Origin of the sequence: Micrococcus sp. SL257 (assembly GCF_026625585.1) — a bacterium.
Lineage (GTDB): Bacteria > Actinomycetota > Actinomycetes > Actinomycetales > Micrococcaceae > Micrococcus > Micrococcus luteus.
The window spans coordinates 388,571-413,369 of sequence record NZ_CP113053.1 but is presented as its reverse complement, the minus strand read 5'-3'; the positions used below and the strand labels follow the sequence as shown (position 1 = coordinate 413,369).

22 protein-coding genes and 3 pseudogenes are annotated in these 24,799 nt (G+C 69.1%); 10 read left to right on the top strand and 15 right to left on the bottom strand.

Features of this window, described 5'->3' with window-relative positions:
- Nucleotides 1–35: 35 nt before the first annotated feature.
- From OVA32_RS01890 to OVA32_RS01870, 5 genes and pseudogenes are all read right to left on the bottom strand, one after another.
- Nucleotides 36–379 (bottom strand): annotated as a pseudogene (locus OVA32_RS01890) (DUF6176 family protein).
- A gap of 97 nt (nucleotides 380–476) precedes the next feature.
- A complete protein-coding gene (locus OVA32_RS01885; RefSeq protein WP_180952469.1) occupies nucleotides 477–2,240 on the bottom strand; it encodes an ATP-binding protein in 1,764 nt (587 codons plus the stop codon).
- 65 nt (nucleotides 2,241–2,305) lie between these two features.
- A complete protein-coding gene (locus tag OVA32_RS01880; protein ID WP_230282509.1) occupies nucleotides 2,306–2,815 on the bottom strand; it encodes a hypothetical protein in 510 nt (169 codons plus the stop codon).
- A 360-nt stretch (nucleotides 2,816–3,175) separates the two neighbouring features.
- The gene (locus OVA32_RS01875) at nucleotides 3,176–3,778 is read right to left on the bottom strand and encodes a helix-turn-helix domain-containing protein (RefSeq protein ID WP_230282508.1); all 603 of its coding nucleotides are present in this window, start codon (nucleotides 3,776–3,778) and stop codon (nucleotides 3,176–3,178) included.
- 646 nt (nucleotides 3,779–4,424) lie between these two features.
- Nucleotides 4,425–4,607 carry a hypothetical protein gene (locus OVA32_RS01870; protein ID WP_217565359.1) on the bottom strand — a complete coding sequence of 61 codons (183 nt, stop codon included), beginning with the start codon at nucleotides 4,605–4,607 and terminating at the stop codon, nucleotides 4,425–4,427.
- A gap of 200 nt (nucleotides 4,608–4,807) precedes the next feature.
- On the opposite strand from OVA32_RS01870, the gene OVA32_RS01865 reads away from it, so the two are divergent.
- From OVA32_RS01865 to glpK, 3 genes are read left to right on the top strand one after another with little or no spacing between them, the layout of a single operon-like run.
- The gene (locus tag OVA32_RS01865; protein ID WP_267714926.1) at nucleotides 4,808–6,547 is read left to right on the top strand and encodes a glycerol-3-phosphate dehydrogenase/oxidase; all 1,740 of its coding nucleotides are present in this window, start codon (nucleotides 4,808–4,810) and stop codon (nucleotides 6,545–6,547) included.
- 13 nt (nucleotides 6,548–6,560) lie between these two features.
- Complete coding sequence (locus OVA32_RS01860; protein ID WP_267714924.1) at nucleotides 6,561–7,283, top strand: MIP/aquaporin family protein; 723 nt, start codon at nucleotides 6,561–6,563, stop codon at nucleotides 7,281–7,283.
- Nucleotides 7,284–7,336: 53 nt separating this feature from the next.
- Nucleotides 7,337–8,869 (top strand): glycerol kinase GlpK, encoded by a 1,533-nt coding sequence (glpK, locus tag OVA32_RS01855; RefSeq protein WP_267714922.1) that lies wholly within the window; start codon nucleotides 7,337–7,339, stop codon nucleotides 8,867–8,869.
- Between the two features lie 90 nt (nucleotides 8,870–8,959).
- Here the strand turns inward: glpK and OVA32_RS01850 are convergent, their stop codons facing one another.
- Nucleotides 8,960–9,601 (bottom strand): hypothetical protein, encoded by a 642-nt coding sequence (locus OVA32_RS01850; RefSeq protein WP_267714920.1) that lies wholly within the window; start codon nucleotides 9,599–9,601, stop codon nucleotides 8,960–8,962.
- A gap of 50 nt (nucleotides 9,602–9,651) precedes the next feature.
- The gene (locus OVA32_RS01845; RefSeq protein ID WP_152744152.1) at nucleotides 9,652–10,503 is read right to left on the bottom strand and encodes a GIY-YIG nuclease family protein; all 852 of its coding nucleotides are present in this window, start codon (nucleotides 10,501–10,503) and stop codon (nucleotides 9,652–9,654) included.
- Nucleotides 10,504–10,598: 95 nt separating this feature from the next.
- Here OVA32_RS01845 and OVA32_RS01840 point away from each other — a divergent pair, with 95 nt between their 5' ends.
- Nucleotides 10,599–10,736, top strand: coding sequence for a hypothetical protein (locus tag OVA32_RS01840; protein ID WP_267714917.1), 138 nt, complete (start codon nucleotides 10,599–10,601; stop codon nucleotides 10,734–10,736).
- Between the two features lie 111 nt (nucleotides 10,737–10,847).
- Here OVA32_RS01840 and istB read toward each other — a convergent pair whose 3' ends face one another.
- On the bottom strand, nucleotides 10,848–11,633 hold the full coding sequence (istB, locus tag OVA32_RS01835) for an IS21-like element helper ATPase IstB (RefSeq protein ID WP_010078636.1): 786 nt from the start codon (nucleotides 11,631–11,633) through the stop codon (nucleotides 10,848–10,850).
- Nucleotides 11,630–13,153 carry an IS21-like element ISMlu14 family transposase gene (locus OVA32_RS01830; RefSeq protein ID WP_031943827.1) on the bottom strand — a complete coding sequence of 508 codons (1,524 nt, stop codon included), beginning with the start codon at nucleotides 13,151–13,153 and terminating at the stop codon, nucleotides 11,630–11,632. Before OVA32_RS01830 ends, istB begins: the two co-directional genes overlap by 4 nt.
- A gap of 253 nt (nucleotides 13,154–13,406) precedes the next feature.
- Here OVA32_RS01830 and OVA32_RS01825 point away from each other — a divergent pair, with 253 nt between their 5' ends.
- On the top strand, nucleotides 13,407–13,895 hold the full coding sequence (locus tag OVA32_RS01825) for a DUF6308 family protein (RefSeq protein ID WP_267714915.1): 489 nt from the start codon (nucleotides 13,407–13,409) through the stop codon (nucleotides 13,893–13,895).
- A 54-nt stretch (nucleotides 13,896–13,949) separates the two neighbouring features.
- Nucleotides 13,950–14,057: pseudogene (locus tag OVA32_RS01820) on the top strand (IS5/IS1182 family transposase); the annotation flags it as partial.
- A gap of 271 nt (nucleotides 14,058–14,328) precedes the next feature.
- Here the strand turns inward: OVA32_RS01820 and OVA32_RS01815 are convergent.
- A pseudogene (locus OVA32_RS01815) lies at nucleotides 14,329–15,276 on the bottom strand (restriction endonuclease); the annotation flags it as partial.
- Between the two features lie 56 nt (nucleotides 15,277–15,332).
- On the opposite strand from OVA32_RS01815, the gene OVA32_RS01810 reads away from it, so the two are divergent.
- A complete protein-coding gene (locus OVA32_RS01810) occupies nucleotides 15,333–16,355 on the top strand; it encodes a GIY-YIG nuclease family protein (protein ID WP_267714913.1) in 1,023 nt (340 codons plus the stop codon).
- A 17-nt stretch (nucleotides 16,356–16,372) separates the two neighbouring features.
- Here the strand turns inward: OVA32_RS01810 and OVA32_RS01805 are convergent, their stop codons facing one another.
- The 5 genes from OVA32_RS01805 to OVA32_RS01785 form a co-directional block, all read right to left on the bottom strand.
- Nucleotides 16,373–16,741, bottom strand: coding sequence for a PH domain-containing protein (locus OVA32_RS01805; protein WP_020624937.1), 369 nt, complete (start codon nucleotides 16,739–16,741; stop codon nucleotides 16,373–16,375).
- 92 nt (nucleotides 16,742–16,833) lie between these two features.
- Nucleotides 16,834–18,177 (bottom strand): IS256-like element ISMlu11 family transposase, encoded by a 1,344-nt coding sequence (locus OVA32_RS01800; RefSeq protein ID WP_044658726.1) that lies wholly within the window; start codon nucleotides 18,175–18,177, stop codon nucleotides 16,834–16,836.
- A 79-nt stretch (nucleotides 18,178–18,256) separates the two neighbouring features.
- Complete coding sequence (locus tag OVA32_RS01795; RefSeq protein WP_267714909.1) at nucleotides 18,257–18,685, bottom strand: hypothetical protein; 429 nt, start codon at nucleotides 18,683–18,685, stop codon at nucleotides 18,257–18,259.
- 48 nt (nucleotides 18,686–18,733) lie between these two features.
- Nucleotides 18,734–19,297, bottom strand: a complete 564-nt coding sequence (locus OVA32_RS01790) for a hypothetical protein (RefSeq protein ID WP_267714907.1) — start codon at nucleotides 19,295–19,297, stop codon at nucleotides 18,734–18,736.
- A gap of 25 nt (nucleotides 19,298–19,322) precedes the next feature.
- Nucleotides 19,323–19,757 (bottom strand): hypothetical protein, encoded by a 435-nt coding sequence (locus OVA32_RS01785; protein ID WP_267714905.1) that lies wholly within the window; start codon nucleotides 19,755–19,757, stop codon nucleotides 19,323–19,325.
- A 193-nt stretch (nucleotides 19,758–19,950) separates the two neighbouring features.
- Between OVA32_RS01785 and OVA32_RS01780 the strand changes: the two genes are divergently transcribed.
- The 3 genes from OVA32_RS01780 (at nucleotide 19,951) to OVA32_RS01770 (ending at nucleotide 24,799) form a co-directional block, all read left to right on the top strand.
- Nucleotides 19,951–21,942: a hypothetical protein gene (locus tag OVA32_RS01780; RefSeq protein WP_267714903.1), complete on the top strand. Its 1,992-nt coding sequence runs from the start codon at nucleotides 19,951–19,953 to the stop codon at nucleotides 21,940–21,942.
- Between the two features lie 71 nt (nucleotides 21,943–22,013).
- Nucleotides 22,014–23,636, top strand: a complete 1,623-nt coding sequence (locus OVA32_RS01775; protein WP_267714901.1) for a type I restriction-modification system subunit M — start codon at nucleotides 22,014–22,016, stop codon at nucleotides 23,634–23,636.
- Nucleotides 23,633–24,799: a restriction endonuclease subunit S gene (locus OVA32_RS01770; protein ID WP_100055427.1), complete on the top strand. Its 1,167-nt coding sequence runs from the start codon at nucleotides 23,633–23,635 to the stop codon at nucleotides 24,797–24,799. Before OVA32_RS01775 ends, OVA32_RS01770 begins: the two co-directional genes overlap by 4 nt.

Here is a 24,799-nt window from a genome sequence, read left to right as displayed (position 1 = left end):
TAAACCGGCTGTAAGCCGGGTTCTGCGCGCCCGCCTCACTCCCCCAGCGGCCGCATGGCATCCTCGAGCCGCTCGGGGCTCATGTGCACCTCGGGAATGAGCAGCAGGCTGGGCTCGTCGGGGTCGATGCACTCGCGCCAGTAGGCGGCGTGGCGCTCGTCGAGCCAGTGGGTGGAGTCGCTGAGCTCGGCGCCGTCCTCGCCCTGGAGGGTGTACCACCACAGATACAGGGCGTCCCGACGGTCTCGGAGAAGATCATCTCCACGTACACCCGCTCGGGCTCCAGGGTCTCGCGGAACGCCTCGGGGTTCTCCCGCAGGAACGCTATCCATTCGCGGGCGCGCTCCTCCTTGCCGGCGCGGACGGGGAACCTCTCCATCTCGATCCTCATGGCCGCCAGCCTACGGACCCTCCCGACGACGGCGGCGACGCGAGGCGTTCGAGCGGGCGACAGGATAATAGGGGCCCTGCCTTGTTCAGGCCGGCTCATCCCCGACCCAGCGGTAAAAGAACCCTCGGCCACGCCGAGAGGCGTTGGAGGGCTCCAGGAATCCCTCCGTCTCCAGGGCACGCAGAGGTGCCCCCATGTTCGAGGCGTGACCGCCCACGAGTGAGGCCAGCTCCGTGGTGCTGATCCTCCCTCGAGCGCGCGCATAGTCCGCAGCCAAGGCCCGCCGGTCCGGCACCGTCCGCTGAATGCCGGTCTCCTGGTCCAAGGCCGCAAGCAACTGGGCGGCGGCCTCGCCCAACCTCCACGCCTGAGGTACGGCGTCCGGCACCCCGGACACAGCCTCGAGGATGGTCCCACCGCCAACCGTGGCGGTGTGGAGTCGCTCCAGCATGGAGCGGGACTCTGCCCGGGAGACCTGGGTCAGTGCGGCCGCCGTCGTCTCGTCGATCCATACGCGGTCCACCAAGTGGCGCAGGATCAGCACAGCGGACACGTCTCGCGTGAGGGGGCGTGGCTGCACCTGGGACAACCAGGCCATCCAAGGCTCGTCGAGGGTCTCCCCCACAAGGGTCGTGCGCACGTAGGGGCCGGCAACCTCTTCGATCCCCGGTTGCGGGTGACCCACCCGAACCATTTCCCGAACCATACGGTCGACGCCGATGCCCTGGCGTTCGGCCACACGCAGGTCCGCCAGCAATTGGGTCAAGGCGGGGTTCCTCGACACGGAGGGGTGCGTGATGATGTTGCTCGGATCGACGCCGCCGAAGAATCCTCCCGGGCTGGTGACGCGGAGGGTGCGTCCGATGTGCTCGACGCGAGTGGCCCCGGGGTCGCCCCACTCACGGTGAGCCAGGCCGTTGACCAGTGCTTCACGAGCAGCTAACCGTGGGATATCCCGCAACTGCCCGATGGTGAGTCCGCTCTGCACGTGCCGCACCGTGTTCCTCGCCTCGAATGCCTGGAGGACGTCGGCAAGCTCCTCCAGCAGGGAACGGCCGCCACGGTGAACCCGGATACTGCTGTCCGCACCGGCCACCTCATGATGGGTGTAGTCCAGCGCCGGCTCCGGGCGACCGACGAAGGCCAGCACTCCGGCGTTGGTCAGCATGCCTCCCTCGGCTACCACGTTGAGTCGCCGGAGGAGCTGGGGTGTCTCCGCCTCGGCGAGCTCCTCGCCTCGCTCATCCCCGCTGTCATAGAGGAAAGCACGTGCGATGTCGACGGCGGCGGGCCTTGCCTCCCCGGCCGGCACATTTGAGGTCTCTGCGGACCAGTCGTATTGGCGGCGGTACATCTGCCGGGTGAACCAGGTGCTGGCGTCGACCTCGGCACAGTGGTCGTCCACGCGCCAACGGATGCGGCCCTCCACACGGATCGGCTCCACCGCCGCAGGCGGATACAGGACCAGAAGACGGGCGCCCTGTACCTGGACTTCCTGGACGTCGACGGTCAGAGCGCGCCCGGTCAGCTCGTAGAGGCGGAAACGCAGCCACTCCCTGTCCAGAGCGGTGCCGATCAGTTCCGCGGTCTTGGAGACTCCCACGATCAGCGCCCCGCTGCCCGGGGTATTGGCCATGCAGGCGGCCTCCTGCGCCAAGTACTTTGCTGCAGCTGCGTCCTGGGGCGTACCTTCGAGCAGCTCACCACGGGGCCCTCGGCGCGAAGGATCCTCCTTGAAGTCCACCCGTGCGGACTCGTCAGCTTCCCCGGTGGCTTGGCCACGTTCGAGGAGCGTGAGGAGTTCTCCCACTCGGGACCGCACGGGGTCGGGGCCGAAAGTTATGGTCATGCCCCCAGGATGCCACGATCCATAACTTTCGGTCGAAAAAAATTATGATCAGATCGCCGCGCCCCTCACCGCGCCAGGATCCAGCGGTCCTCGGGGCCGAAATTGTGGAGGTCGTCGCAGACAAAGCCGCGTAGCCACGGAACACCGTCGACGACACGAAGGTACAGGCCGCGGTGCACGCCGGGCTCGTCGCTGAGGGACGGGCTGAGCACATGCGCGGAGCCGTCGGGCGCGCGGCCGTGCCGGAGCACGGAGTCCGGCGCGGTGGCCTGGTCCAGCGTCACCAGGCGCAGCAACGGGGCGACGGCGGGCGGGCACTCCCGCAATCCCGCCGCCTCAACCGCCCGCCGCAGCTCGGGGAGTGTGCCGCCGTCGGGCAGACCGAGCTCGGTGAGCGTGCGCTCGACGACGGTCACCCGCTCGGGGACTGCGGCGCACACCCGCGCGTCGGTGATCAAGCGCTCAGCGGACTCGTTCATCGCGACCCCCGCCGCGCGCAGGCGGGCGAGGAGGTCGGCAGGATCCTCGGGTGCGAGGTCGAGCGTGAGGGAGTCCCCGGGGAGCAGGCGCGTCATGGGGCCATCCTGCCTCGACAGAAAACCGGCTGTAAGCCGGGTTCTGTGCGGGTCAGGTGCGGGATTCCCCCGCAAACGGAGAGAGGAGATGCTCCAGAGCCAGCAGTGACACCGCCCGGGGCACGCGTCACCCGGGGCGCGCCGTCCTCGTTCCGCCGGAACAGGGTCAGGTGCCACAGCCCGGGGGCCGTGCGAGACGGGTGTCGATCAGCACGTGCGCACCGGCCTCCTCCAGGCGTCGGCGAGGTCGATGCCGAGGGTCGCGAGCGCCTCGGAGTCACGCAGGACCACGATCCGTTCGGCCTCCACATCCCGAACCGGGGCAGCGGCCGGAGGAGCACTTCGCCGGCCCCAGCCAGGTCAGAGGGGGCGGCTCGTTCGACGGAACCGGTCCGCCCCGAAGGTGAACGTGCGGCCCTCGACGGGTTCCGGCAGCTCCTTACCCTCGACGGCCTTGGGCGTGACGCGAGCGAGCACATGGCGGTTCTTCTCCTCTACCAGGTAGTAGGCGTCCCGGTTGCTGAGGCTGTCGCTGAGACCGAAGAGTCCGTAGGGGGTGTCGAAGGCGAGCATCAGACCCCACTCGAGGAACTCCTGCACCCGGTTATTGGACCGCATCCGCGCGAGGGGGTAGATGACCGCGTCAGGGAAGGCCTCGCGCACGGCCCGGTGACGCTTCGCGCCCAGGGGCCGACCGGCCGGCTTGTACGGCTCGAGGGAGGCGACGTCCACGGGATGCCGTAGCACGGCGGGCGTCGCGCCGTCCCCGGTGCCGTCCAGCAGATGGTCCACGCTGACGCCGAACAGGGCCGCCATCGCCCGCAGGTTGTCCACGTCCGGGATGCCGCGTCCCGCCTCCCATTTCGTCACCGCCTGCCGGGAGACGTGCAGCCGGTCCGCGAGCGCGGCCTGGGAGAGCCCGTTGCGGGTGCGGAGCTCCTTGATGCGCTGGGCGAGTGCCATGGCCCTGTCCTTTCCTGGAGGAGACGGTCACAGTCTGCACCGGGTCGTCCACCCAGGGGTATGCGGCGGGACGGAAGGGTGCGCTACCTGCCGGAGCACACCGGCTACGGTGCGTCGCCCCCGCTCTGACATGGGCGTTCATGGAGGGTGGGGGTGACTGGACCGCGGGACGGACCTCACTCGCCTCTTCACTCCCCGCCGCCTCCGGGCGCGCGCAGACCTGACCGTGAGCCGCTGGGCGGTGGCCACGTCGAGACGGGCGAGCCGCTCCGGGTCCGTCGTGTCGTCAACGACGTCGCACACCACAGCGAGCGTGCCGATACGTCCTCACGGTCCCGGTCATGCTCCCCGCCGGCAGCTCGTCTCAGGTGGCCGAGCACCCACAATCGAGGAGGTTCTTCTGCAACAGGGCGAAGAAGGACTCCGCCACCGCGCTCTCCCCGGCAGAACCGACCCGGCCCATCGAGCCGATTGGCCCTCGCCGAGTGAGCCCGTCCTGGGATAGCGCCGAACAGGATGGCGAGCCCGCGATCCAAGGGCACGACGCACCCGGCCACCGCACGCCAGCGGAGGTCGACGAGGCCCATCTTCACGACCAGATTCAGCGGCCATCGCATCCTGACCTCGGACCGAAACCTCGAGCTCTTCACCTTCTTCCGAGGGCCCGTGTCGGAGCCTGGGACTGCAGGGTCTCCAGGTCACCGATCAGGCAACCCTCCATCCGGCTGTCCACGTCGAGGGTCGCGAGGCCGAACCGGCAGGCGAGTTCCGCCCGCTGCAGGGCGGTCACCCCGGAGACCACCCCCGCGCCCTGGACTTTCACCTCCACGCGCGCCGGCGTGCCGCTGTACGAGCGGCTCGGGTTCCGCGAGAGCGGACCCGTCGGGTGGCCGACGCGTGCATACCCGCGGCCCGGGAGTGACATCATGGACCTCGGCTCGCGCTGATACCGGATCTCGTGATATGACACCAGCTATCGTGAGCCACGCCACTACACTGTGCCTCCACCGATAAAGGAGCAACCCCTCCATGCCGACCCTGCGAACCGTCTCCCTCTCCGCCGCCACGCGGGAGGATCACCTCGCCCGCCTCCGGGCCACCAGCCCGGAGGCCCCCCTCGACATCCTGATCGTGGGCGGCGGCTCCACCGGCGTGGGCGCCGCGTTCGACGCGGCCACCCGCGGCCTCGACGTGGGCATCGTCGAGGCCCGCGACTGGGCCTCCGGGACGTCGTCCCGCTCCTCCCGCCTCATGCACGGTGGCCTGCGCTACCTCGAGATGCTGGACGTCAAGCTGGTGTACGAGGCGCTGCGTGAGCGCGACCTGCTGCTCACCCAGACCGCGCCCCACCTGGTGCGCCCCCTGCGCTTCGTCTTCCCGTTCTTCCACAAGGTGATCGACCGCGGCTTCATCGGCGCCGGGGTCACCATGTACGACGCCATGCAGTCGCTCGGACGTCGCCGCGCGATGGGCGCGCACCGCCATCTCAGCCGCCGCTCCATGGCCGCGACCTTCCCCTCCCTCGACGACGAGAAGATCGTCGGCGCGGTCGAGTACGCCGACGCCCAGTTCGACGACGCCCGCCTGGCCATGATGCTCGTGCGCTCCGCCGTGGACCACGGCGCCGTGGCCACCAACTACACCGCCGTCACCGACTACCTGCGCGGCGACGACGGCCGTGTGCAGGGCGTGCGTGTCCGCGAGGAGACCTCCGGCGAGGAGTTCGACGTGCACGCGCGCGCCGTCATCCTGGCCGGGGGCGTGTGGACCCAGGAGCAGCAGGAGCTGGCCGAGGCCGACGGCGGCCTCGAGGTGCTCGCCTCCAAGGGCGCCCACATCACCGTGCCCCGCGACCGCATCCGCGCCGACGCCGCCACCGGCGTGATCACCAAGACGGAGAAGTCCGTGCTGTTCCTCATCCCGTGGGACGAGTACTGGGTGATCGGCACCACGGACACCCCGTGGGCGGAGGACGTGGCCCATCCGGCCGCCACCGCGGACGACATCGACTACATCCTCGAGCACGCCAACGCGGTGCTGAAGGAGGACCTCACGCGTGACGACGTGATCGCCACGTACGCCGGCCTGCGGCCGCTGCTGCAGCCGGTCACCGGGTCCGACGGCGGCTCCACCAAGATCTCCCGTGAGCACACCGTCACCGAGGTGGCCCCCGGCCTCACCGCCGTGGCCGGCGGCAAGTGGACCACGTACCGGGCCATGGCCGAGGACGTCGTGGACTTCGTGGTGCGCGAGACCCACCCGACCCGTCCCAGCCTCACCGAGCGCATCCCCGTGCTCGGCGGCCTCGGCTACTCGGAGATCGAGGCGGAGGCGGACCGCATCGCCGCCGACTACGGCCTGGACGAGGCCCGCGTGGACCGGCTCCTGTTCCGCTACGGCACCGTGCTGCGCCACGTGCTCGACCTGATCGACGCCGACCCGTCCCTGAGCGTCCCTCTCGCCGAGGCGCCGCGCTACCTGCGCGCCGAGATCGTCTACGCGGCCCGAGCCGAGGGCGTCGTCCACCTGGACGACGTCATCGAGCGCCGCACGCGCCTGTCCACCGAGGTCCGCGACCGCGGCGTCGCGGCGGCCGAGGAGATCGCGTCCCTCGTGGCCCCCGAGCTGGGCTGGGACGCTGAGCGCATCGCCGGTGAGATCCGCGCGTACAAGAACCTCGTCGCCGCCCGCCTCCGCGGCGAGACCGCCCACGACGACGTCACCGCCGCCGCCGCGCTCGCGGCCGCCGACGCCGCCCCCACCCCCTGAAAGGAGCCCGTCCATGGGCACGATCTTCCTGTATGAGATCGCCGGCACGGCGATCCTCCTCCTGCTCGGCGTCGGCGTCGTCGCCAACGTCGTCCTGACGAAGACCAAGGGCAACGGCGGAGGCTGGCTGCTCATCAACTTCGGCTGGGGGCTGGGCGTCTTCGCGGGCGTCTACGTCGCTGCCGCGACCGGTGCGCACCTGAACCCCGCCGTGACCGTCGGCCTGCTCGTCAGCGGCGCCGAGGAGTACGCCCCCGGCATCGCCGTGACCCTCGGCACCACGCTCGCGTACTTCACGGCGCAGCTGATCGGCGCCTTCCTCGGCGCGGCCCTGGCCTGGCTGGCCTACCGCGACCACTACCAGGCGGAGACGGACCAGGGCGCGATCCTGGGCACGTTCGCCACAGGTCCCGAGATCCGCAACCCGCTGTGGAACATGGTCACCGAGCTGATCGCCACGTTCGTCCTGGTGTTCGTGGTCCTGCTCTTCGGCTCCACCCCCTCCGGGCTCGGCCCGCTCGCGGTGGCCCTGCTCGTCGTCGCGATCGGCGCGAGCCTGGGCGGCCCCACGGGGTACGCCATCAACCCGGCGCGCGACCTGGGCCCCCGCCTGTTCCACGCCGTCGCGCCGATCCGGCACAAGGGCGGCTCGGACTGGGGCTACGCCTGGGTGCCGATCGTCGGCCCGCTCGTCGGCGCCGTCCTGGCGGGCCTCGCCGCGCCTCTGTTCGTCTGAGCGGTCTGCCCGCCACCCCCACACCCCCGTGACCACCTCCGAAGGAGTAGGACATGACCACCCCCCGCTACGTGATGGCCATCGACCAGGGCACCACGTCCACGCGCGCGATCCTCTTCGACCACAGTGGGGCAATCGTGTCCACTGGTCAGCGCGAACACGAGCAGATCTTCCCGCGCGCCGGCTGGGTGGAGCACGACCCAGTGGAGATCTGGACGAACACCCGCGAGGTCATCGGCGAGGCCCTGGCCCGCGCCGAGGTGACCCGACACGACGTCGCCGCCGTGGGCATCACGAACCAGCGTGAGACCACCGTGGTGTGGGACCGCAACACCGGCAGGCCGGTGTACAACGCCATCGTGTGGCAGGACACCCGCACCGACCGCCTCTGCGAGCGCCTCGCCGGCGACGTCGGCGCGGACCGCTACAAGGAGCGCGTCGGGCTGCCCCTGGCCACGTACTTCTCCGGCCCCAAGGTGGCCTGGATTCTGGAGAACGTGGACGGTGCCCGGGAGGCCGCCGAGAACGGCGACCTCATCTTCGGCACCACGGACTCGTGGCTCGTGTGGAATCTCACCGGCGGCGGCGAGGGCGGCCGGCACGTCACCGACGTCACCAACGCCTCCCGCACCATGCTGATGAACCTGGACACCCTCGACTGGAACGAGGAGATCTGCGCGGACATGGGCATCCCGATGTCCATGCTCCCGGAGATCGTCAGCTCCTCCGCCGAGGTGGGCACCGTGTCTGGCCAGCAGCTGCTGCGCGAGACGCCGATCACCGGCATCCTGGGCGACCAGCACGCGGCGACCTTCGGCCAGGCGTGCTTCGAGGTCGGCCAGGCCAAGAACACGTACGGCACCGGCAACTTCATGCTGATCAACACCGGCGAGGAGCCGGTGCACTCGGACAACGGCCTGCTCACCACGGTGGCATACCGCATTGGCGACCAGAAGCCGGTGTACGCGCTGGAGGGCTCGATCGCCGTCACCGGCTCGCTGATCCAGTGGCTGCGGGACAACCTCGGCATGATCGGCAGCGCCCCGGAGGTCGAGACCCTGGCCGCCGGTGTGGAGGACAACGGCGGCGTGTACTTCGTCCCCGCGTTCTCCGGCCTCTTCGCCCCGCACTGGGACGCCACGGCCCGCGGCGCCATGGTGGGCATGACCCGCTACGTCAACAAGGGGCACATCGCCCGCGCGGCACTCGAGGCCACGGCCTTCCAGAGCCGCGAGGTCCTGGACGCCATGAACGCGGACTCCGGCGTCGACCTCACCGAACTGAAGGTCGACGGTGGCATGGTCGCCAACGAGCTGCTCATGCAGTTCCAGGCGGACCTGCTGCGCGTGCCCGTCGTGCGCCCCAAGGTCATCGAGACCACCGCCCTCGGCGCCGCCTACGCCGCAGGCCTGGCGGTGGGGTTCTGGGCGTCCCAGGACGAGCTCGTGGCCAACTGGGAGGAGGACAAGCGCTGGGAGCCCACCATGGACGAGGAGGAGGCTGAGCGCGCCCTGCGGCTGTGGAAGAAGGCCGTGGAACGCTCCCGCGACTGGGTCGACGAGGACGTCGTGGCGGCCCAGGGCTGAGTCGTCCGATCCGTAGGCTGGTCCGGCCGGCCCCGTGCGCCCCGTGCGCCCCGGGCCGGTCCGGGCCCTCCAGAAGGACCCCGAGCAGCACTACCCCCTCGTCGGCCGCCTGCGCGCGGAGCGGGGCGGAGTCGGTGCCGTTGCCATCGGCGCAGTGGCCAGGCCCGAGGTGCCCGGCTGCTCCGACGTCAAGCTGTCCTCACCCAGGGCGTCCTCTTCCCCGCGGCTCCCGCCCAAGGCGGCTGCCAGTTCGGCGAAGTAGTCCGCATCCACGTGTCGGCCGTCCTTGATGGCGCTCCGCCGTGGAATCTCCTCGGAGATGTTCTCCTCGTCCGCGTTGTTCGCCGAGGCCACCACCCTTTCGAGGCCGGCCACCTCGGGCCGGAGTTCGCGCGCCCGTCGTCGCATCCTGCCCTCGCCGGTCCACTCATGGGTGCGTTCGGTGAGGGCGTCGAATGGGTTCTCACACGCCGACATTCGGTGTGCTCGTTCGACGACGTTGGACGCCAGGATGTCCCTGAGCATCGTCGTCTTGCCGGTCCCGGGTGGGCCGTTCACGCCCATCAGACCTGACCCGCACTCCTCGACGACGTCGGCCCGCGCGACGACATCAATGCGGGCGGCTTGCAGATGCCCCGTGTGCTCGCGGGCAGTCATATTCGAGGAATTCAGCGATGGCTGCAGTGCCGGGATGGCGCGCTTGTCCTCTTCCCCGAGGCTCGGCGCGGGCATTCCATCCCCCGTCTGACCTTCGCCCACTCCCCCAGGACTACGACGTCCGTTCAGTTCCGGTTCAGCCCGAACCGGCGCGTCATCAGCGCGTCCTTGTAGTGCTTCTCCGCGGCGTCGACCTGGGCCTGCGGGGTATCGGAGCCGAACACGCGCAACAGGCTGAACGTGTACCGCTCCGGCTGGGTGGGATCGAGCTCCAGGGCATCCCGGAGGGCGACGTTCCCGCCATGCCCGTCACGGGCGTAGGCCTCCCACCGGCCGAGCACACCACGCTCACCGTCGGCCTTGCCGACGTAGCACTGGCCCGCGGTCTCGTCGGCGATCAGGTAGATCCCGCGTACGGCCTGCAGGGCAGTGCGCCAGCCTGCGTAGCGGGTCTCGGCCACCATTGACTGCAGGTCCCCGTAGCTGAGCAGCACGTGGTCGAAGCCGGGGAACGCCTCGGTGGTGGGGTCGGCGATCTCCAGGACGGGGAACCGCGCCGCCAGGGGGCCGCGCTTGGCCCAGTTCACGGGATCTGCGGACCACTCCACCACCAGGCGCTCCTCGAGGGAGGCCAGCAGCGGCACCGGCGCAACGTCGTAGTACCGGTGCCGCTCCGTGCGCTCAGCCACGGCCTCCCCGCGGTTCTCGTACACGGCGGTGAGGCGAGAACGACGCCCTCCCTCCCCCATGAAGATCAGCCAGTGGCGGGCAGGCTCCTTCGGGAACTTCCCCACGTGGTGCTGCTCGCGCGTGTAGGCGAGCACGCGCTCCGGCGTGGCCGCGGCCCGCGACGGAAGCCCCGACTCCTTGTAGGTGTGGCGGATGGCCAGGACGTCCTGCGGGTCGAGGCCGGCAGCTGCTAGGACGGCCCCGAGGGTCAGGACGAAGGGCTCGGGGACGGGCTGGGTGGACTCCATGGGACCCCATTCTGCCGAGGCCCCCTGATCACCCTTCCGCTGCGATGAGCCCTCAGCCACAATCACCGTGACGCCTTCTAGTGGAAGAGGAAGCCATGACCGCACCCCAGCTGCACCTGCCCCGCACGGTTGCCTCGGATCAAACGGAGCGCGCCGTTGACCTGCTCCAGCTCTATTTCAAGTCCCGGAAGTTCATCGGAAGCCAATGGGACGGGTTTGTCAAGGGCCATTGAGTTCTGCCCATAGGCGGCCAGTGTTTCTTCCCGCTGGTGGCCATCAGAACTGCCCACTGGTGGCCAGCTGGTTTGCCCGTTTGGGTGGTGGTGCTGGCCACCGTGATGGGATCAGTTCAGTGGCATGACTCCCTTCCCGGCCATTGCCTGGGTCATCCGTACGGAGTCTCCGGTGGTCTGGCACACGTGGGCGTGGTGCAGGAGCCGGTCCACGGTGGCGGTGGCCAGGGTCTTGGGCATCAGCTCGTCGAAGCCGGCCGGGTGCAGGTTCGAGCTGATCGCTACGGAGCGTTTCTCGTAGGCGGCGTCCACGATGCGGTAGAGGCCCTCGGCGGCATCGTCGGCGACCGGCAGCAGGCCGATGTCGTCGATGACGATCAGGTCGGCGCGCAGGATTCGGGCGACGGCTTTGGTGATGGTGTCATCGGGCCGGTGGGCCCGGATCATCGCCCCGAGGTCCTCCAGGGTGAACCAGGCCACCCGCTTGCCCTCCTCCACGGCCTGCTGGCCCAGGGCCTCGAGGAAGAAGGTCTTGCCGGTGCCGGAGGGCCCGCAGACCACGAGGTTCTCTCTGCGCGAGAGCCATTCCAGGGTGCGCAGGGACTGCTGGGTCGGGGCCGGGATCGAGGAGGCGCCCGGATCCCAGGTCGTGAAGGTCTTGCCGGTGGGGAACCCGGCGGCCTTGCGCCGGGCGGCGAGCATGGATCGGGCCCGACCGGTGGTCTCCTCGACCAGCAGGGCCTTGAGGACCTCGGCCGGCTCCCAGCGTTGGGCCCGGGCGGTGGCCAGTACCTCGGCGGCGATACCGCGGGCGTGGGGCATCTTCAGCTGCCGCAACAGCGCCTCCAAATCGGCCGGCAGCGCCGGTGCGGCGGTGTTCGGGGTGTGGATGCTCACCGGGCTGCCCCCTCGGTGTTGGAGGTACCGAGGCCGGCCCAGCCGGCGGTGCCCTGGGTCAGGGACCGTTCCTCGGTGGCGGTGTGCATCCCGGTGCGGTGGCCGGCGGCGGTGAGCAGGGAGGCCAGGTCGCCGTGGGCGAAGCGCTGGTGCACCGCGGCCACCCCGAGGGCGCGGTCGACCTGGTCGGTGCCGGCGAGCTTGGCCAGGGTGACGGCCTCGGCCATCTTCTGACCGATCCGGCTGGTGCCGGCCGCGGCGGCCTCCACCAGCCAGGTCCTCGCTCCGGCCCCGATGGCCAGGAACTCGGCCTCCGCCGCCGAACGGGGCACCGGGGTGTAGTCCCCGGGCACCTTGTCCGTCTCGTGGCCGGGGAAGTGCGCGTCGTCGATGGCCGGGGACCCGGGCCGGGCCACCCGGTGCCGGGCGACCTCCACCGGCCCCTGCGCACCGGCGTGCATGATCACCACCATCGAGTCCGGTCCGGTGCCGTGATGGCGCACGAACACCTCGGCCCCGAGCAGGTGCGCGGGCACCGAGTACTGGGCGTTTTCGAAGGAGACCATCGGCGTGTTCTCCGGCACCTTCCGTCCCACCCCGTAGGCCACGGTGTGCGCCGTGGCGGGGATCCGATGCAACGCGCTGGTCTCCTCGGCGAGCATGTGGTCCGGGCGGCGCCGGGTCACCCGGTGCTCCCGGGAGTTCACCATGGCCATGAACCCCGCGCAGGCGGCCTCGAGCTCAGCGAACGAGGCGTACTGGTCCCGCAGGTTGGTGTCCTTCGGGACCAGGTCGGCCTTGGCCAGCTTCACCGCGTTCTCCACCCCGCCCTTGGCGGCCGGATCCGCTGGCTGGCAGGTCAGCACCTCCACGCCGTAATGCCGAGCGAACGCCACGGTGGCCTGGTTACGCACCGGCACCCCGGCCACATGAGAGACCGTCACTGTCTTCTCGTTATCCGTCAGCACATAGGTCGGCGCGCCCCCGATCAGCCGGAAGCACCGGTCCAGGGCGGCGAACACACTCGGAGCCGTCCTATCACGCAGGGCGATGACGATCCGGTAGCGGGACCAGGCCAGCCAGGCCACGAACAGCACCGTCTTGGCCCCGTCGATCGCCGGCCCATCGCCGAAGTCGTACTGCAGCCATGCGCCCGGCTCGGTGATCCAGGGCCGGTGCACCCGGCGCTTCCCGGCCCGCCAGGCGGCCTTCACCTCGGCCACCGCCCGCCGGGTGGAGCGCTCAGAGCCGGTGTAGCCCATTGCGGTGAGCTTGGCGTGCACGACATCGGCGCGGATCCTGCCCGTGGAGGCCTCGACCCATTCCTCGATCTTGGGCAGCCAGACATCGGTGACCTTCGGGCGGCTGGCTCCGGATCCAGGGGTCTGGCCGGCGTCGCGGGCCCGCACCAGCCGGGCCACGGTGTGATGGGAGCAACCGGCCAGCTCGGCGGCGCCCCGCAATGACTTGGTCAGGTCATAGGCACTGAGTATTTTCATGGTTTCTGCGGCATCCTTCATTCAGGGCCTCTTCCTCGCTGGATTCGATTCGACACCGATATCCAACCCGGGGAGGAGGCCCCCGCCGGCTCACGACGCGGCGGGCAACGAGCAACGCGGGCAAACCAGATGGCCAGCACCGGGCAGTTCCCGTGGCCATCACTGGGCAGTCCTCATGGCCGTCAGCGGGTCATTCCCTGGCCACCTATGGGCAGCTTTTCATGGCCGCTTACACGGGTTCGACCCGAGCGGGACGCGCGCAGCGTCTGCGAACGTGTTCACCTCCGACGACGTCGCCTCCGCCGCCCTGCTGAACACGCCAGTGCCGGGTCATGCGGTCGTGCATCTGCTCATCACCCAGAGGGAGCGCTTCGCTGGGCTACTGGAGGCCGTCGGTCCGGACCGCGACTTCATCGACGTCGACCCGGACCCGTCCGGCAAGGACATGGCACCGGTGTATGCGCTCTACGAAGCGCTGGAAGGCCTCGCTGACGTGGGTCCGACCATCGCTTCCAAGCTTCTTGCGCGCAAACGGCCGCGTCTCTTCCCGATCATCGACTCCGACCTGCGCCGGACCGTCTTCCATGAGACCCGAAAGGACGGTTACGTGGGCCGGGCACTGCTCCATGCGGAGTTCTCCGCCCAGGAGCGGACTATTTGGCAGCGCCTCGAGTCCTACCGGTGCGCGGCGGCCCTCCCCGCCGAGGTGACCACCCTCCGCGTCTTCGATGTGCTCGCCTGGATGGAGGCCAAGGCGTACTGAGGCCTGCGCCGTGTCTGACAATGAATCCAGGGGTCGGCTGGCCTCCTCGAAGACGTGTCCCGGTTCGAGATGCTCTCCGACGCCCCGTGGGAGTTGATCGCTCCGATGCTTCCAGCCCCCCCAACAGGCCGGGAGGGCCGGCCGTTCGTCGATGCCCGCACGACGGCGTCACCTCGGAGATCGCGTACAGACCGCGCCCCTTCGGAAACTCCACACCGTCCGCTGTGACGGCCTTGACGCCACCAGGCGCGGTCTCAGCCCGCTCCACTCGGAACACCGGCCCGTTCAGCAGCGCCTCCCGCGCCTCGGCCACCAGCACCTCGGGCGCCGTCACCCCCTCGTCCTCCAGCACCCACACCTGCTGCAGCGGGATCCGCGCCCGCGTGGAGGCCGGCAGCCGGTCGTAGGTGAGGAAGAGCTGATCGAGCAGCGCGTCGGCGTCCCAGATGCGCATAGTCGTACGGTCGCGTTTGAACTCCAGCTCTGCGGGTCGAGTCACCCCACCCCAGGCCACGAGGAGCGCCTGATCCGCCCGGTGCTGTGTCATCGCAGAGTGCAGCCCCCGCAGCACCCGGGAACCGATCGGGGTCGGCTCGGACTTCACCTCCACGATCAGCGTCGGCGCGTCCAGCCCCAAGGGTCCGGTGCCCGCGATGATGTCCACGCCGCCGTCGGGCCCGGGTGGCGAGACTTCACACCTAAAGCCGAGCACCGTGAGGATCTCCGCGACCAGGTGGGTCAGCTCGTGCTCGCGGAACTCCCCGGCCACATGGGCGCGGATACGGTCTCGGATGGCGACGACGGTCGGTGCTGTCTCGGGGTCCGTCACCTCGGTAGTGGTGTGGTCGGCGGGGGTCGCCACCGGACGGGGCAGCCCCTCTGTGAACCCGGGGTCGGGCTTTCCTCGAGCGATGGCCTCGAGTCGGCGTTCGGCGTCGTTCCGGCTCGGCTGGAACACGGTGAGGCTGCCATTGAGGGTGTGGACGAGGTCCTGGCCCACCACGGTCTTGGAGACCGGCTCCCCCAGCCAGTCCACCGGCAGGGAGTGGCTGCGGTGCCAGCCAGCCTCGGCCGCGTCGTGGGCGTACGCACCGGTGACGCGTCCGAACTGCACGTAGCCGGGCTTGGTCTTCAGCGGCAGGATGACGAGGTCACCCGGGCGGATGGAGTCCCGGAACGCCCAGAGCTGGTCGGTGTAATTGGCCCAGCGGGCAGCGCCGTCGCCGGGGTAGGCCTCCTCCACGCGACGGCGGACGTCCTCCCGGGATGTGGCGGGTGAGAGGTCACCGACCTCGGGCCAGCCCACGCTCACGCGCCCGTGCTCGATGTTCCAGTGCTCGTTCTCCCCCCGCTGTCCCGCGCGGACCACCCATGCGCTCATCGCCACTCCCTCGCTTGCGTCCGGCCGATCATCTCAGACCACGGCATGATGAACCGATGCGCTCCTCCTCACGAACCTTCCGCCGGTGGGACATGCCGGCCGGTCTGGCCCCCTCCGTGATGTTCGGCTCCGACCCCGGGCCGGGCGTCTACGTGCTCGAGTTCGCGGACGGTTCGGAGTACGTGGGCCAGAGCGTCCACCCGATCAGTCGCCTGGCGACCCACCGACGTCGCTACAAGGACATCGTGGCCGTGCGCCTCACCTCCGTGGACCGGGCCGACCTGGACCGAGTGGAGCAGGAGATCATCACGGGCCTGCGGAATGAGGGCGTCCTGCTTCGGAACCGCACATTGATGTCCCAGCCGCTGGGCAACTCCGCCCTGGATGCGATCGTGAGCCAGGAGGAGCAGGCGGCCTGGATTTCGGCAGACTTCCGAGACGCGGACGTCGTCGTTGCGCCGGAACGGATCGAACTGGCCCGGGCACGGATCCTTGCGGATCCCGACCGCCTGCCGACGCCGATGCGCATGCACCCGCAACTCATGGAGGCGCTGAAGTCGATCGCGACCTACCTGTACAGCGTCATCCCGTTCCCGCATGAGACGGAAGGGCGCGGCTGGGTGCTCAGTGCGTGGCCGTCCACGAACCGGACGCGGAACCACCGCCGCCTGTGCACGCTGAGCATTCAGAACGTGGAGCTGCTCTTCCTGTTCGAGGACCGGAGCAAGACCGGCGCATGGGAACAGGAGATGGTGCTGAACGTGGCACCGACACTGCCCGACACCAGCGAGCTCGGGAACCTGTTCGACGACGGCGCCTACCGCACGGCTGGCCCCGTGAAGACGGCCTACCTGGCGGGGTGGCATGACCTCGACGACGTCCTGTCGGACCCGGACGTCCTCCTTGCTGCTCGCGAGCTCGCCCTAGGCCAGCTCCGCAAGGGCCGAGCCATGTTCTCTCGCTTCCACAGCCAGGCCCTGGCGGACGAGGTGTTCGCCTGCGTCGACGAGTCGATCGCATCGTCCGCGTTCGGGGGCGCTCCTACACACGCGGGCCTTCGGATGCCTCGCCAGTTCTGAGGAGCGCCCCTGCCGCCTCAGCCGCCGAGGACCGCGTGGGCAATCAGTGCATCGAGCCTCCGAACATCAACGCCGCGCTGCAGGTTGATCTTGACCATGCCGGCACGCGTCCAGAGCTGGATCTCCGCGTTGAAGTCGAAGGTGCCAGCGTTCTCAGACGACCACATGTTCACGGCCGAGTACGGCAGGGAGTAGACCTCCACCTTCTTACCCGTCAAACCCTGCGCATCACGGACGATGAGCCGCTTGGTGGTGAAGATCGCCTGATCGCGGATCGTCTTGTAGGCGGCGATAGCCTCCTCCCCTGGGACGAGCATCTGCGCTACGTCCTTCGGGATCGACGTCTCACTGACGAACGTCCAGGCGGCGATGTGGTTGAACTCCATGGGTTTTCTCCTCTGTGTTGGGATATGAACGGGGCGCGCCACTCGGGGTCACGGGGCTCGGGCGTGTCAACTTGTCTGTGTAAGCGGGGTGGTCACAGGTAGGGGTTGATCCGGTCGGGGTAGGCCGCGGCGAGCTGGGCGAGGGCCTGCTTCCAGTTCGTGACGGCCTGACCTTCGACGAGCCGGCCCTGGGCTTTGCGCTGGCCGGCGGGTTTGCCCCGGTCCCGAGCGCGTTCGGCGGCGCGTTTGTCTTCGATGTTGCAGATCGCCAGCCAGAGCAGCTTCACCGCCGCCTCGGTCGAGGGGAAGTGGCCGCGGTTCTTGGTCACCTTCCGTAGCTGGAAGTTCAGCGACTCGATGCTGTTGGTCGTGTAGATGACCTTGCGGAGCATGGGTGGGAACTGCAGGAACGGGATGAACCGCTCCCAGGAGTTCGCCCAGGTCGCGGCTGCAGACGGGTACTTCGTGCCGAGCTCGGAGGCCTCGAACTCGGCCAGCGCCTTCCTCGCGGTCTCTTCGTTGGGGGCGGTGTAGATCGGCTTCAGCGCGGCGGCGACCTTCTTGCGGTCCTGGTAGGCCACGAACCGCATCGCGGCCCGGATCAGGTGAACCACGCAGGTCTGGACCATCGAGTCCGGCCACGTCGCCTCGACCGCCTCCGGCAGGCCCTTGAGCCCGTCGCAGCACACGATCAGCACGTCCTGCACGCCCCGGTTGGCGAGATCGGCGCAGACGTGGGCCCAGAACGCCGAGCCCTCGGTGTCCTGGACCCAGATCCCCAGCACGTGCTTGATGCCCTCGAGGTCCACGCCGACGGCGATGTAGGCGGCACGGTTGAGGACCTGGCTGTTCTCTCGGATCTTGATCCGGATTGCGTCGAGATAGATCACCGGATAGAACTCCTCCAGCGGCCGCGACTGCCACGCCAGGACCTCTTCGCTCACGGCGTCGGTGATGTTGGAGATCGTCTCGTGCGACAGGTCCGTGCCGATCGTGGAGGCCAGGTGGTGCTGGATGTCCCGGATCGTCATTCCGCCGGCATAGAGGCTGATGATCATGTCATCCAGGCCCCCGAGGCGCCGCTGGCCCTTGGGCACCAGGCGCGGGGTGAACGACCCGCCCCGGTCTCGCGGGACGTCCAGCTCGATCGGCCCGACCTCGGACTCCACGGTCTTCGGGGTGGTCCCGTTGCGGGAGTTGGCGTGCTTCAGCGCCTCGCTCGAGCCCTTCTCGTAGCCCAGATGGCTGGTCAGCTCGGCCTGCAGGCCCCGCTCGAGCGCGGCCTTGACCAGCGCGGGCACGAACCCGCCGTCACCGGTGAGCTCGACGCCGCCCGCGTCGATCTGCGCGAACAGGGCATCAAGCTGCCCTGAGGCTTTCAGCTGCTCGACCAGGTCCTGGCCCGAGGGCTCGCCTGGGTTCTTCTCGTCGATCATGGTCATGATTCTTACCGTTCCTCTCGGTACGGCTTACACAGACCATCTGACACGCCCCGGGGCTCCAGGCGAGGCCTGATCATTCAGGTCGCGCAACAGCCTCGAGGCGTACGCAGATCCCGTGCTCCGCTCTCAGCCGTCGAGCCGCTTCCGCCGCTGCAGCGCGGTGCAACTCCACGGGCAGGACAACCACGCCCTCACCGAGTTCGCGGGCACCGCCCTCGGCCAGCGAGCGACGGAAAGACCGCCGATCGGCGTAGGTCAGCAGACGCGCGACGCCAGCCTCCTCATGGAGTTCAACGGCGTCGGCCATCATCCCGACGACGAGCCGCTCGCGGTACTCCTCCAGCCAGGTGAGGGCTGCATCGATCCACCCCCAGTCCCGCGGCGGGTTCTTCCCGCGCTCCCACCGTTCGTCGCTCTTGTCGCGGACGTCCAGGGTGACCGCGAGCGCGTCTTTCGAGAGGCCGAGTGCTTCTCGGCGCGTCTTCAGTTCGATGGCGTTCATAGAGCGACTTCCTGAAGTCTGGAGCTTGGTGAGGTGTGGGGATGACTCTCATACGGTCCGTACGCCACCGGCCACTCGCACGGGCAGCGGCGCAGCGTCCTGGGCAGGAGCAAGAAGCAACGCCACGAACGACAGGGGCGTATAGAGCAACGCCACGGCGAGGGTGACGCCGGCGTAGACGACATCATCGACATGGCCGCGCACACTCTTGGTGGCAACCGCAACGATGACGACGGCCACTCCAAGCCAGAACGACGCAGGGTCCCTGTCAGGAATTTCATGCCACAGAACGAATGCGACAAGGAAGGTAGCGGCGGCTGGGCTTCCCGTTTCTACCGGGCGCACCACGTGAAGGACGAGGGCACCGAGCCCGATCAAGGCGATGACAGGCTCGAGCTCCGCGTGCGCGATCATCCAATCGCGAGCGTTCGAGGGAACGTTCTGCAGTACTGCAGGCACCCCCAGATAAGTAAGCCACCCGGCAACCGTGCTCAGAGCGGTGCCCCTGATCTCCAGACTCGCCACCCAGGCGATGCCCAGGACACTCGCGAGGTGCCACCACAAACGATGAAAAAAGCGTGTCGCGCCCGCACCTGTCAGCGCGGTGCTCACAGCACTGCTCAGCGCCTCCATCACCTCACACCCCTGCCCGCTTCACCACGGGCACGAGCGTGCCGTCGTAACGCTCCTCCACGGGCGTCACGATGGCCAATGTGTCGACGGGGATCGGCAGCGAGTAACCCACCGGCATGCCCTCAGGCATCGTGAGCTGCTGGGGCAGCGGCTCGAGCGACTGGAGCAGGTGGCTCAGGAACTGCGCCTCCCCCACACCGCCGGCCTGGAACGCACCCGGCACCTGACGTCCGTCAGGCCCTGCCAGCACGTAGTGCTGCGGCACCGGCACGCGCGGCACGGTGTAGAAGTCGGTCGGTGCCAGCCGCCGCAGAAGGTCTTTGCGCTCCCGCTCCGTCCCATGGAGTGCGTAGGCCTTAGCTGCCCCGGTCTGCACGACCCCTGTCAGGGGATCCACGAAGAGCCAGAGGTTGAAGCAGGGCTCCAAGGTCGTGTTCATCGTGTCTCTTCCGTCGTGAGTGAGTACCAGCGGCGACCTGTGCGACCGCTCTTCGACCGTAGCCACACACCGCATCTCTTGGGAAGTACTTATTCCGATAAGTCCCCTTATCGGAGTTGCGCGCATGTCTAGCTGCGCTCTCGCTGTAGACTCGCCGCATCGTTTCACCTCACCTCGGAAGGAGCCGCACAGCATGCCGATGAACATGACCGACATCGCCCGCCTCGCAGGCGTGCGGCGCCCGGTGGTCTCCATGTGGCGCGCCCGCCACACCTCAGGTCCTCACCCCTTCCCCGCCCCACTCCCCCAGGCCGGCGCACACGGCGGCATCCTCTTCGACGAGCGCGAAGTCACCGCGTGGCTCGGAGCCACCGGCTTGGGCAACAACCCCGACTCGCACGCAGAGCAGCCTCTCCACACGGACACCCTCACCACCTTGGCTGCCCACGCGGACGCCGCATCCGCCCTCCTCCTGCTCCACCACGCGGCCCAGGCCCCGCTGGCCACCCTCACACCCGAAGAAATCGACGAGGCCCTCCTCCTCTCGCAGTTCCCCGCCGAACTGCTCCCCCCAGACCTCGACCTCATCGACCCGCCCCTTGCCGGCCTCATCCCCCGCATCGACGACGTCGCGGAGGCCGCCTTCGCAGCGGAGAATGCGCTGGCGCGCCTCATCGAGAGCCTTCCCTCCGATCCTGCCGAGGGGAGCGCCGCGGCCCTGACGTCCCCGGCCCGCGCACTCCTCGCTTCCGTCCTCACGGAGATCCACGCTGAGACGGACTTGCCCCTCGTCCCGACGAACCTGGCGTCCCTCACCCTGCTCACCCATACGCTGCCCCACGCCGAAACGGCCAGGCCGCGCTCCGTCGTCGCACTGCCCCGCCTTCTCCGCACGCCCCACGCCCGCGCCGCCTGGCGCCTGCTGGCGGCACGTGGGCATCACATCACTGTCCTGAACACCGTGGACTTCATCGCTGATGATGCCCCCCTCGTGCTCCCCGCGAGCTGCCTCGCCATCGCCGTCCTGTCACCCGCTGCAGGCCCCTCCACTGCCGCCGACGAGCTGGACGACGTCCTGCTCGCGCTGGGTCCGACGGACCGGGCGATGGTGCTCGGACCGGCGTCACTGCTGGTCGCTTCGACGGGCCAGGCCGCGCGGCGGCGTCTGCTCACGGACGCCACAGCGTCTGGCACCACGCTCCGCTACGCGGCACCCCTGCCCAAGGGGATGCTGACGCGGTCGGCCCGGCGCCGGCTGGCCCTGTGGGTCCTGGCGGGCCGGGATTCCGTGGCGACGTCGGCCATGACAGTGACCGCAGACCACGGCGACGCGTCGCTCAGCGAGGGCGTCACGCAGGCGATCGCGGCGGACCTGGCCGTCGTGATGTCCGGTGACACTGCCGCCATCCGTGACCACGCCTTCCGGTCAGGCGGTCCCCTCGATGCGGGCGCGGTCCACGCCGCCGCGGACATCACGGCGCCGCGCACCGCGGCGAGCGAGCAGCGACTCGGGGCGGACCTGCTGGCCGAAGCCCTCCACGCCGACGAGGAGCTGCTCGCAGCCGTGTCCGCAACGGGCTCCCGCGCCGCTCGCCCGGAGGAGCGCGTCGGCTGGGCGACGCTGACGGGCCGGTACGGCTCGGACCGCCCGGGGGTCCGGCTCCCGTCAGACGAGCTGGCCGCGTCGGGATCTGGCACCGTGGCCGCGATCGGGGCGGACGAACTGCGTGGGGCACGGCCCTGGGGCGCTCGTCGGATCGACCGCCTCCGCCTCGAGGAGATCGCACCGCGAGCGCGGTTCACGGAGGCTGGAGACGTCGTCTACGTGTCAGCGGGCGGGCCGGCCGCGATGGTAGACGACGTCGGCGGTCACCTGGTTCTGGCACCGGCCCGGGTCTTCCGGGCGGAGCCGCCGCAACCCGCCGTGGAGGACCCGTGGTGCGCTGCGCCGGGCCTGGTGGCGGCGGATATCGCGGCCCAGCGGGTCCCCGACAGGGACGCATGGCGCATCCGACTCGCCCCCCGCGACCGCCTCGAGGACGTCGAGCGGCTGCGCCGTGAGGCGGCCGGCCGTCGCACGGCCCTGCTGGACCGCATCGCGCGCCTGGACCGGGCCGAGGTCGCGCTCCTGCATGGACTCGCGGCGGGGACGGTGCGCCTAGGCCCGGGCGGCGCCCCACAATGACGGCAAAGGCAGACATCCACAGAACATCCAGGCCGCATGCGGCGGCCACGACGGCAGAGGAAGGAGCGGTGATGGCGAAGACCACCACAGTGACGCAGGAGAAGGAGGCGGCGCGGACGGCGTCGACCTCCAAGGAGCTGAAGGACACGCTCTGGAAGGCCGCGGACAAGCTGCGCGGGTCCATGGACGCCAGCCAGTACAAGGACGTGGTGCTGGGCCTGGTGTTCCTGAAGTACGTCTCGGACGCGTTCGACGAGCGCCGCGAGCAGATCCGCGAGGAACTCAAAGACGAGTCAGCGGCTTTCATCGAGGAGTCACTCGAGGACGCGGACGAGTACACCGGCTCCGGCGTGTTCTGGGTGCCGGCGCGGGCACGCTGGCAGTTCATCGCGGACCACGCCAAGGGCCTCTCCGCCGCGGAGGGGCGGGAGTCCCAGACGGTCGGCGAGCTGATCGACGCCGCCATGCGCCTGCTCTCCGAACACAACGAGTCCCTCAAGGGCACGCTGCCCACCATCTACGGCCGGGACAACGTGGACCAGCGCCGGCTGGGCGAGCTGCTGGACCTGCTGAACTCGGCGCGCTTCACCGGCCAGGGCGCTACGAAGGCCCGGGACCTGCTGGGTGAGGTGTACGAGTACTTCCTGGACAAGTTTGCGCGGGCCGAGGGCAAGCGCGGCGGTGAGTTCTACACGCCCCCGGTGCTGGTGCGAACGCTCGTGGAGATCCTGGAGCCGCACGAGGGCCGCGTGTACGACCCGTGCTGCGGCTCGGGCGGCATGTTCGTGCAGGCAGAGAAGTTCCTGGCCCGCCACCATGAGGACACGCAGTCCATCGCGGTGTACGGGCAGGAGCTGAACGAGCGCACGTGGCGCATGGCGAAGATGAACCTGGCCATCCACGGCATCGACTCGTCCGGCCTGGGCCCCCGCTGGGGCGACACCCTGGCCCGGGACATCCACCCGAGCCTGTCCGCGGACTTCGTGCTGGCCAACCCGCCGTTCAACATCAAGGACTGGGCGCGTTCCGAGGAGGACGCCCGCTGGCGGTACGGCGTGCCGCCGGTGAAGAACGCGAACTACGCGTGGATGCAGCACATCCTGAGCAAGCTGGCCCCGCACGGCGAGGGCGCCGTGGTGATGGCCAACGGCACCATGGCATCCAACACCGGCGGAGAGGGCAAGATCCGCGAGGGGATGCTGAAGGACGACGTCGTCTCCTGCGTGATCGCGATGCCCCCGAACCTGTTCCGCTCCGTGGCGATTCCGGTGTGCGTGTGGTTCTTCACAAAGGACAAGAAGGCCGGCCCGCGGGGGTCGGTGGATCGTTCTGGTGAGGTGCTGTTCATCGACGCGCGGGAGATGGGCCACATGGTGGACCGCGTCGAGCGCACGTTCAGTGACGAGGACATCCACACGATCGCGAACACGTTCCGCACCTGGCGGGGCCGGGAGTCCGCGGAGGGCGAGTACGAGGACGTGCCCGGGTTCTGCAAGTCCGCGAGCCTGCAGGAGATCGAGGAGGCGGGCTGGGCCGTGACGCCCGGCCGTTTCGTCGGCATGCCGGAGGCACCGGAGGATGACGAGCCTGTGGAGGAGAAGATCGCCCGCCTGACGAAGGAGCTCACGGCGGCACTGGACGAGTCCGCCCGACTGGACGCCGTGGTGCGTGAGCAGCTGGGGAGGCTGGCGTGAGTTGGACGATGACACCTATCAAGAAAATCGGTGAGATCTTCGACGGTCCGCATGCGACTCCCCAGCGGCTCCCGCGAGGGGAGAAGTACTTCCTGAACATCTCCTCGCTCGAGGGTGGTCAGCTGGATCTCACCCACTCGGACTTCGTATCGGATGAAGACTTTGCCCAGTGGACCAGAAGAGTCACGCCGCGGGCCGACGACTTCCTGTTTTCCTACGAGACCCGGCTTGGAGACGCGGCACTGATGCCCGACGGAATCCAGGCGTGCCTGGGTCGACGTATGGCGCTGATCCGGCCCGACCAGCGACGTATTGACCCGCGGTTCCTGCTCTATACATGGCGGTCTCCGGCGTTCCGTGAACAGCTCGCTGTCAAGTCTATTCATGGCGCAACCGTCGATCGCATCCCCCTCAAGGAACTCGGGAACTGGACGATTACCTTGCCTGACATGGCTACCCAGCAGGCCATCGGCGAGGTCCTTGGCGCCCTGGACGACAAGATCGCCGCGAACGCGCAGGCTCTGGAGGTCTCTGACAGTGTGGTGCGAGTCCTCTACTCTCAGCTGCCTCTGTCGCCGCGGACTCTCGGAGAGATCGCGCACTCGGCCCGAGACTTCGTGTCCTCCGGGGCCGAAACCCCCGGTGAGTCATACGTGGCCTTGGAACACTTCGACAAGAGGCAGATGTGGCTGCGCCGCCACGCCGATGCGGCGGTAGCCACGTCCACGAAGACTCGGTTCCTCCCCGGTGACACCCTGTTTGGAAAGCTGCGCCCTTACTTCCACAAGGTGGCCCGTGCTTCGATGAGCGGAATCTGCTCGACCGACATCCTCGTAGTGCGCCCGAATTCAAAGTCGGACACTGCCCTGGTGCTCGCCGCGGCCTCATCCGATGCCGTAGTCGAGGCAGCCGTCATGTCCTCAAACGGGACCCGGATGCCACGCGCGAAGTGGCAGGACATTGCCTCGTGCAGGGTTCCCGACCCCACCGATCCGCAGGTCCGATGCTTTGTTCAGTCCGTCGACGCCATCACCGCGCGGATGGATCGCGCGACCGAAGAGAACACCACCCTCGCCCGCACCCGCGATGAGCTGCTCCCCCAGCTGATGAGCGGGCGCATCACCGTCAAGGACGCGGAGAAGCGCGTCGAGGAGGAGGTTTGA

Bases quoted from the DNA above. Each gene is read 5' to 3' on its own strand.
- OVA32_RS01885 (WP_180952469.1), bottom strand. From the start codon at position 2,240: ATGACCATAACTTTCGGCCCCGACCCCGTGCGGTCCCGAGTGGGAGAA.
- OVA32_RS01880 (WP_230282509.1), bottom strand. From the start codon at position 2,815: ATGACGCGCCTGCTCCCCGGGGACTCCCTCACGCTCGACCTCGCACCC.
- OVA32_RS01875 (WP_230282508.1), bottom strand. From the start codon at position 3,778: ATGGCACTCGCCCAGCGCATCAAGGAGCTCCGCACCCGCAACGGGCTC.
- OVA32_RS01865 (WP_267714926.1), top strand. From the start codon at position 4,808: ATGCCGACCCTGCGAACCGTCTCCCTCTCCGCCGCCACGCGGGAGGAT.
- OVA32_RS01860 (WP_267714924.1), top strand. From the start codon at position 6,561: ATGGGCACGATCTTCCTGTATGAGATCGCCGGCACGGCGATCCTCCTC.
- glpK (WP_267714922.1), top strand. From the start codon at position 7,337: ATGACCACCCCCCGCTACGTGATGGCCATCGACCAGGGCACCACGTCC.
- OVA32_RS01850 (WP_267714920.1), bottom strand. From the start codon at position 9,601: ATGCCCGCGCCGAGCCTCGGGGAAGAGGACAAGCGCGCCATCCCGGCA.
- OVA32_RS01845 (WP_152744152.1), bottom strand. From the start codon at position 10,503: ATGGAGTCCACCCAGCCCGTCCCCGAGCCCTTCGTCCTGACCCTCGGG.
- OVA32_RS01840 (WP_267714917.1), top strand. From the start codon at position 10,599: ATGACCGCACCCCAGCTGCACCTGCCCCGCACGGTTGCCTCGGATCAA.
- OVA32_RS01830 (WP_031943827.1), bottom strand. From the start codon at position 13,153: ATGAAGGATGCCGCAGAAACCATGAAAATACTCAGTGCCTATGACCTG.
- OVA32_RS01810 (WP_267714913.1), top strand. From the start codon at position 15,333: ATGCGCTCCTCCTCACGAACCTTCCGCCGGTGGGACATGCCGGCCGGT.
- OVA32_RS01805 (WP_020624937.1), bottom strand. From the start codon at position 16,741: ATGGAGTTCAACCACATCGCCGCCTGGACGTTCGTCAGTGAGACGTCG.
- OVA32_RS01800 (WP_044658726.1), bottom strand. From the start codon at position 18,177: ATGATCGACGAGAAGAACCCAGGCGAGCCCTCGGGCCAGGACCTGGTC.
- OVA32_RS01795 (WP_267714909.1), bottom strand. From the start codon at position 18,685: ATGAACGCCATCGAACTGAAGACGCGCCGAGAAGCACTCGGCCTCTCG.
- OVA32_RS01785 (WP_267714905.1), bottom strand. From the start codon at position 19,757: ATGAACACGACCTTGGAGCCCTGCTTCAACCTCTGGCTCTTCGTGGAT.
- OVA32_RS01780 (WP_267714903.1), top strand. From the start codon at position 19,951: ATGCCGATGAACATGACCGACATCGCCCGCCTCGCAGGCGTGCGGCGC.
- OVA32_RS01775 (WP_267714901.1), top strand. From the start codon at position 22,014: ATGGCGAAGACCACCACAGTGACGCAGGAGAAGGAGGCGGCGCGGACG.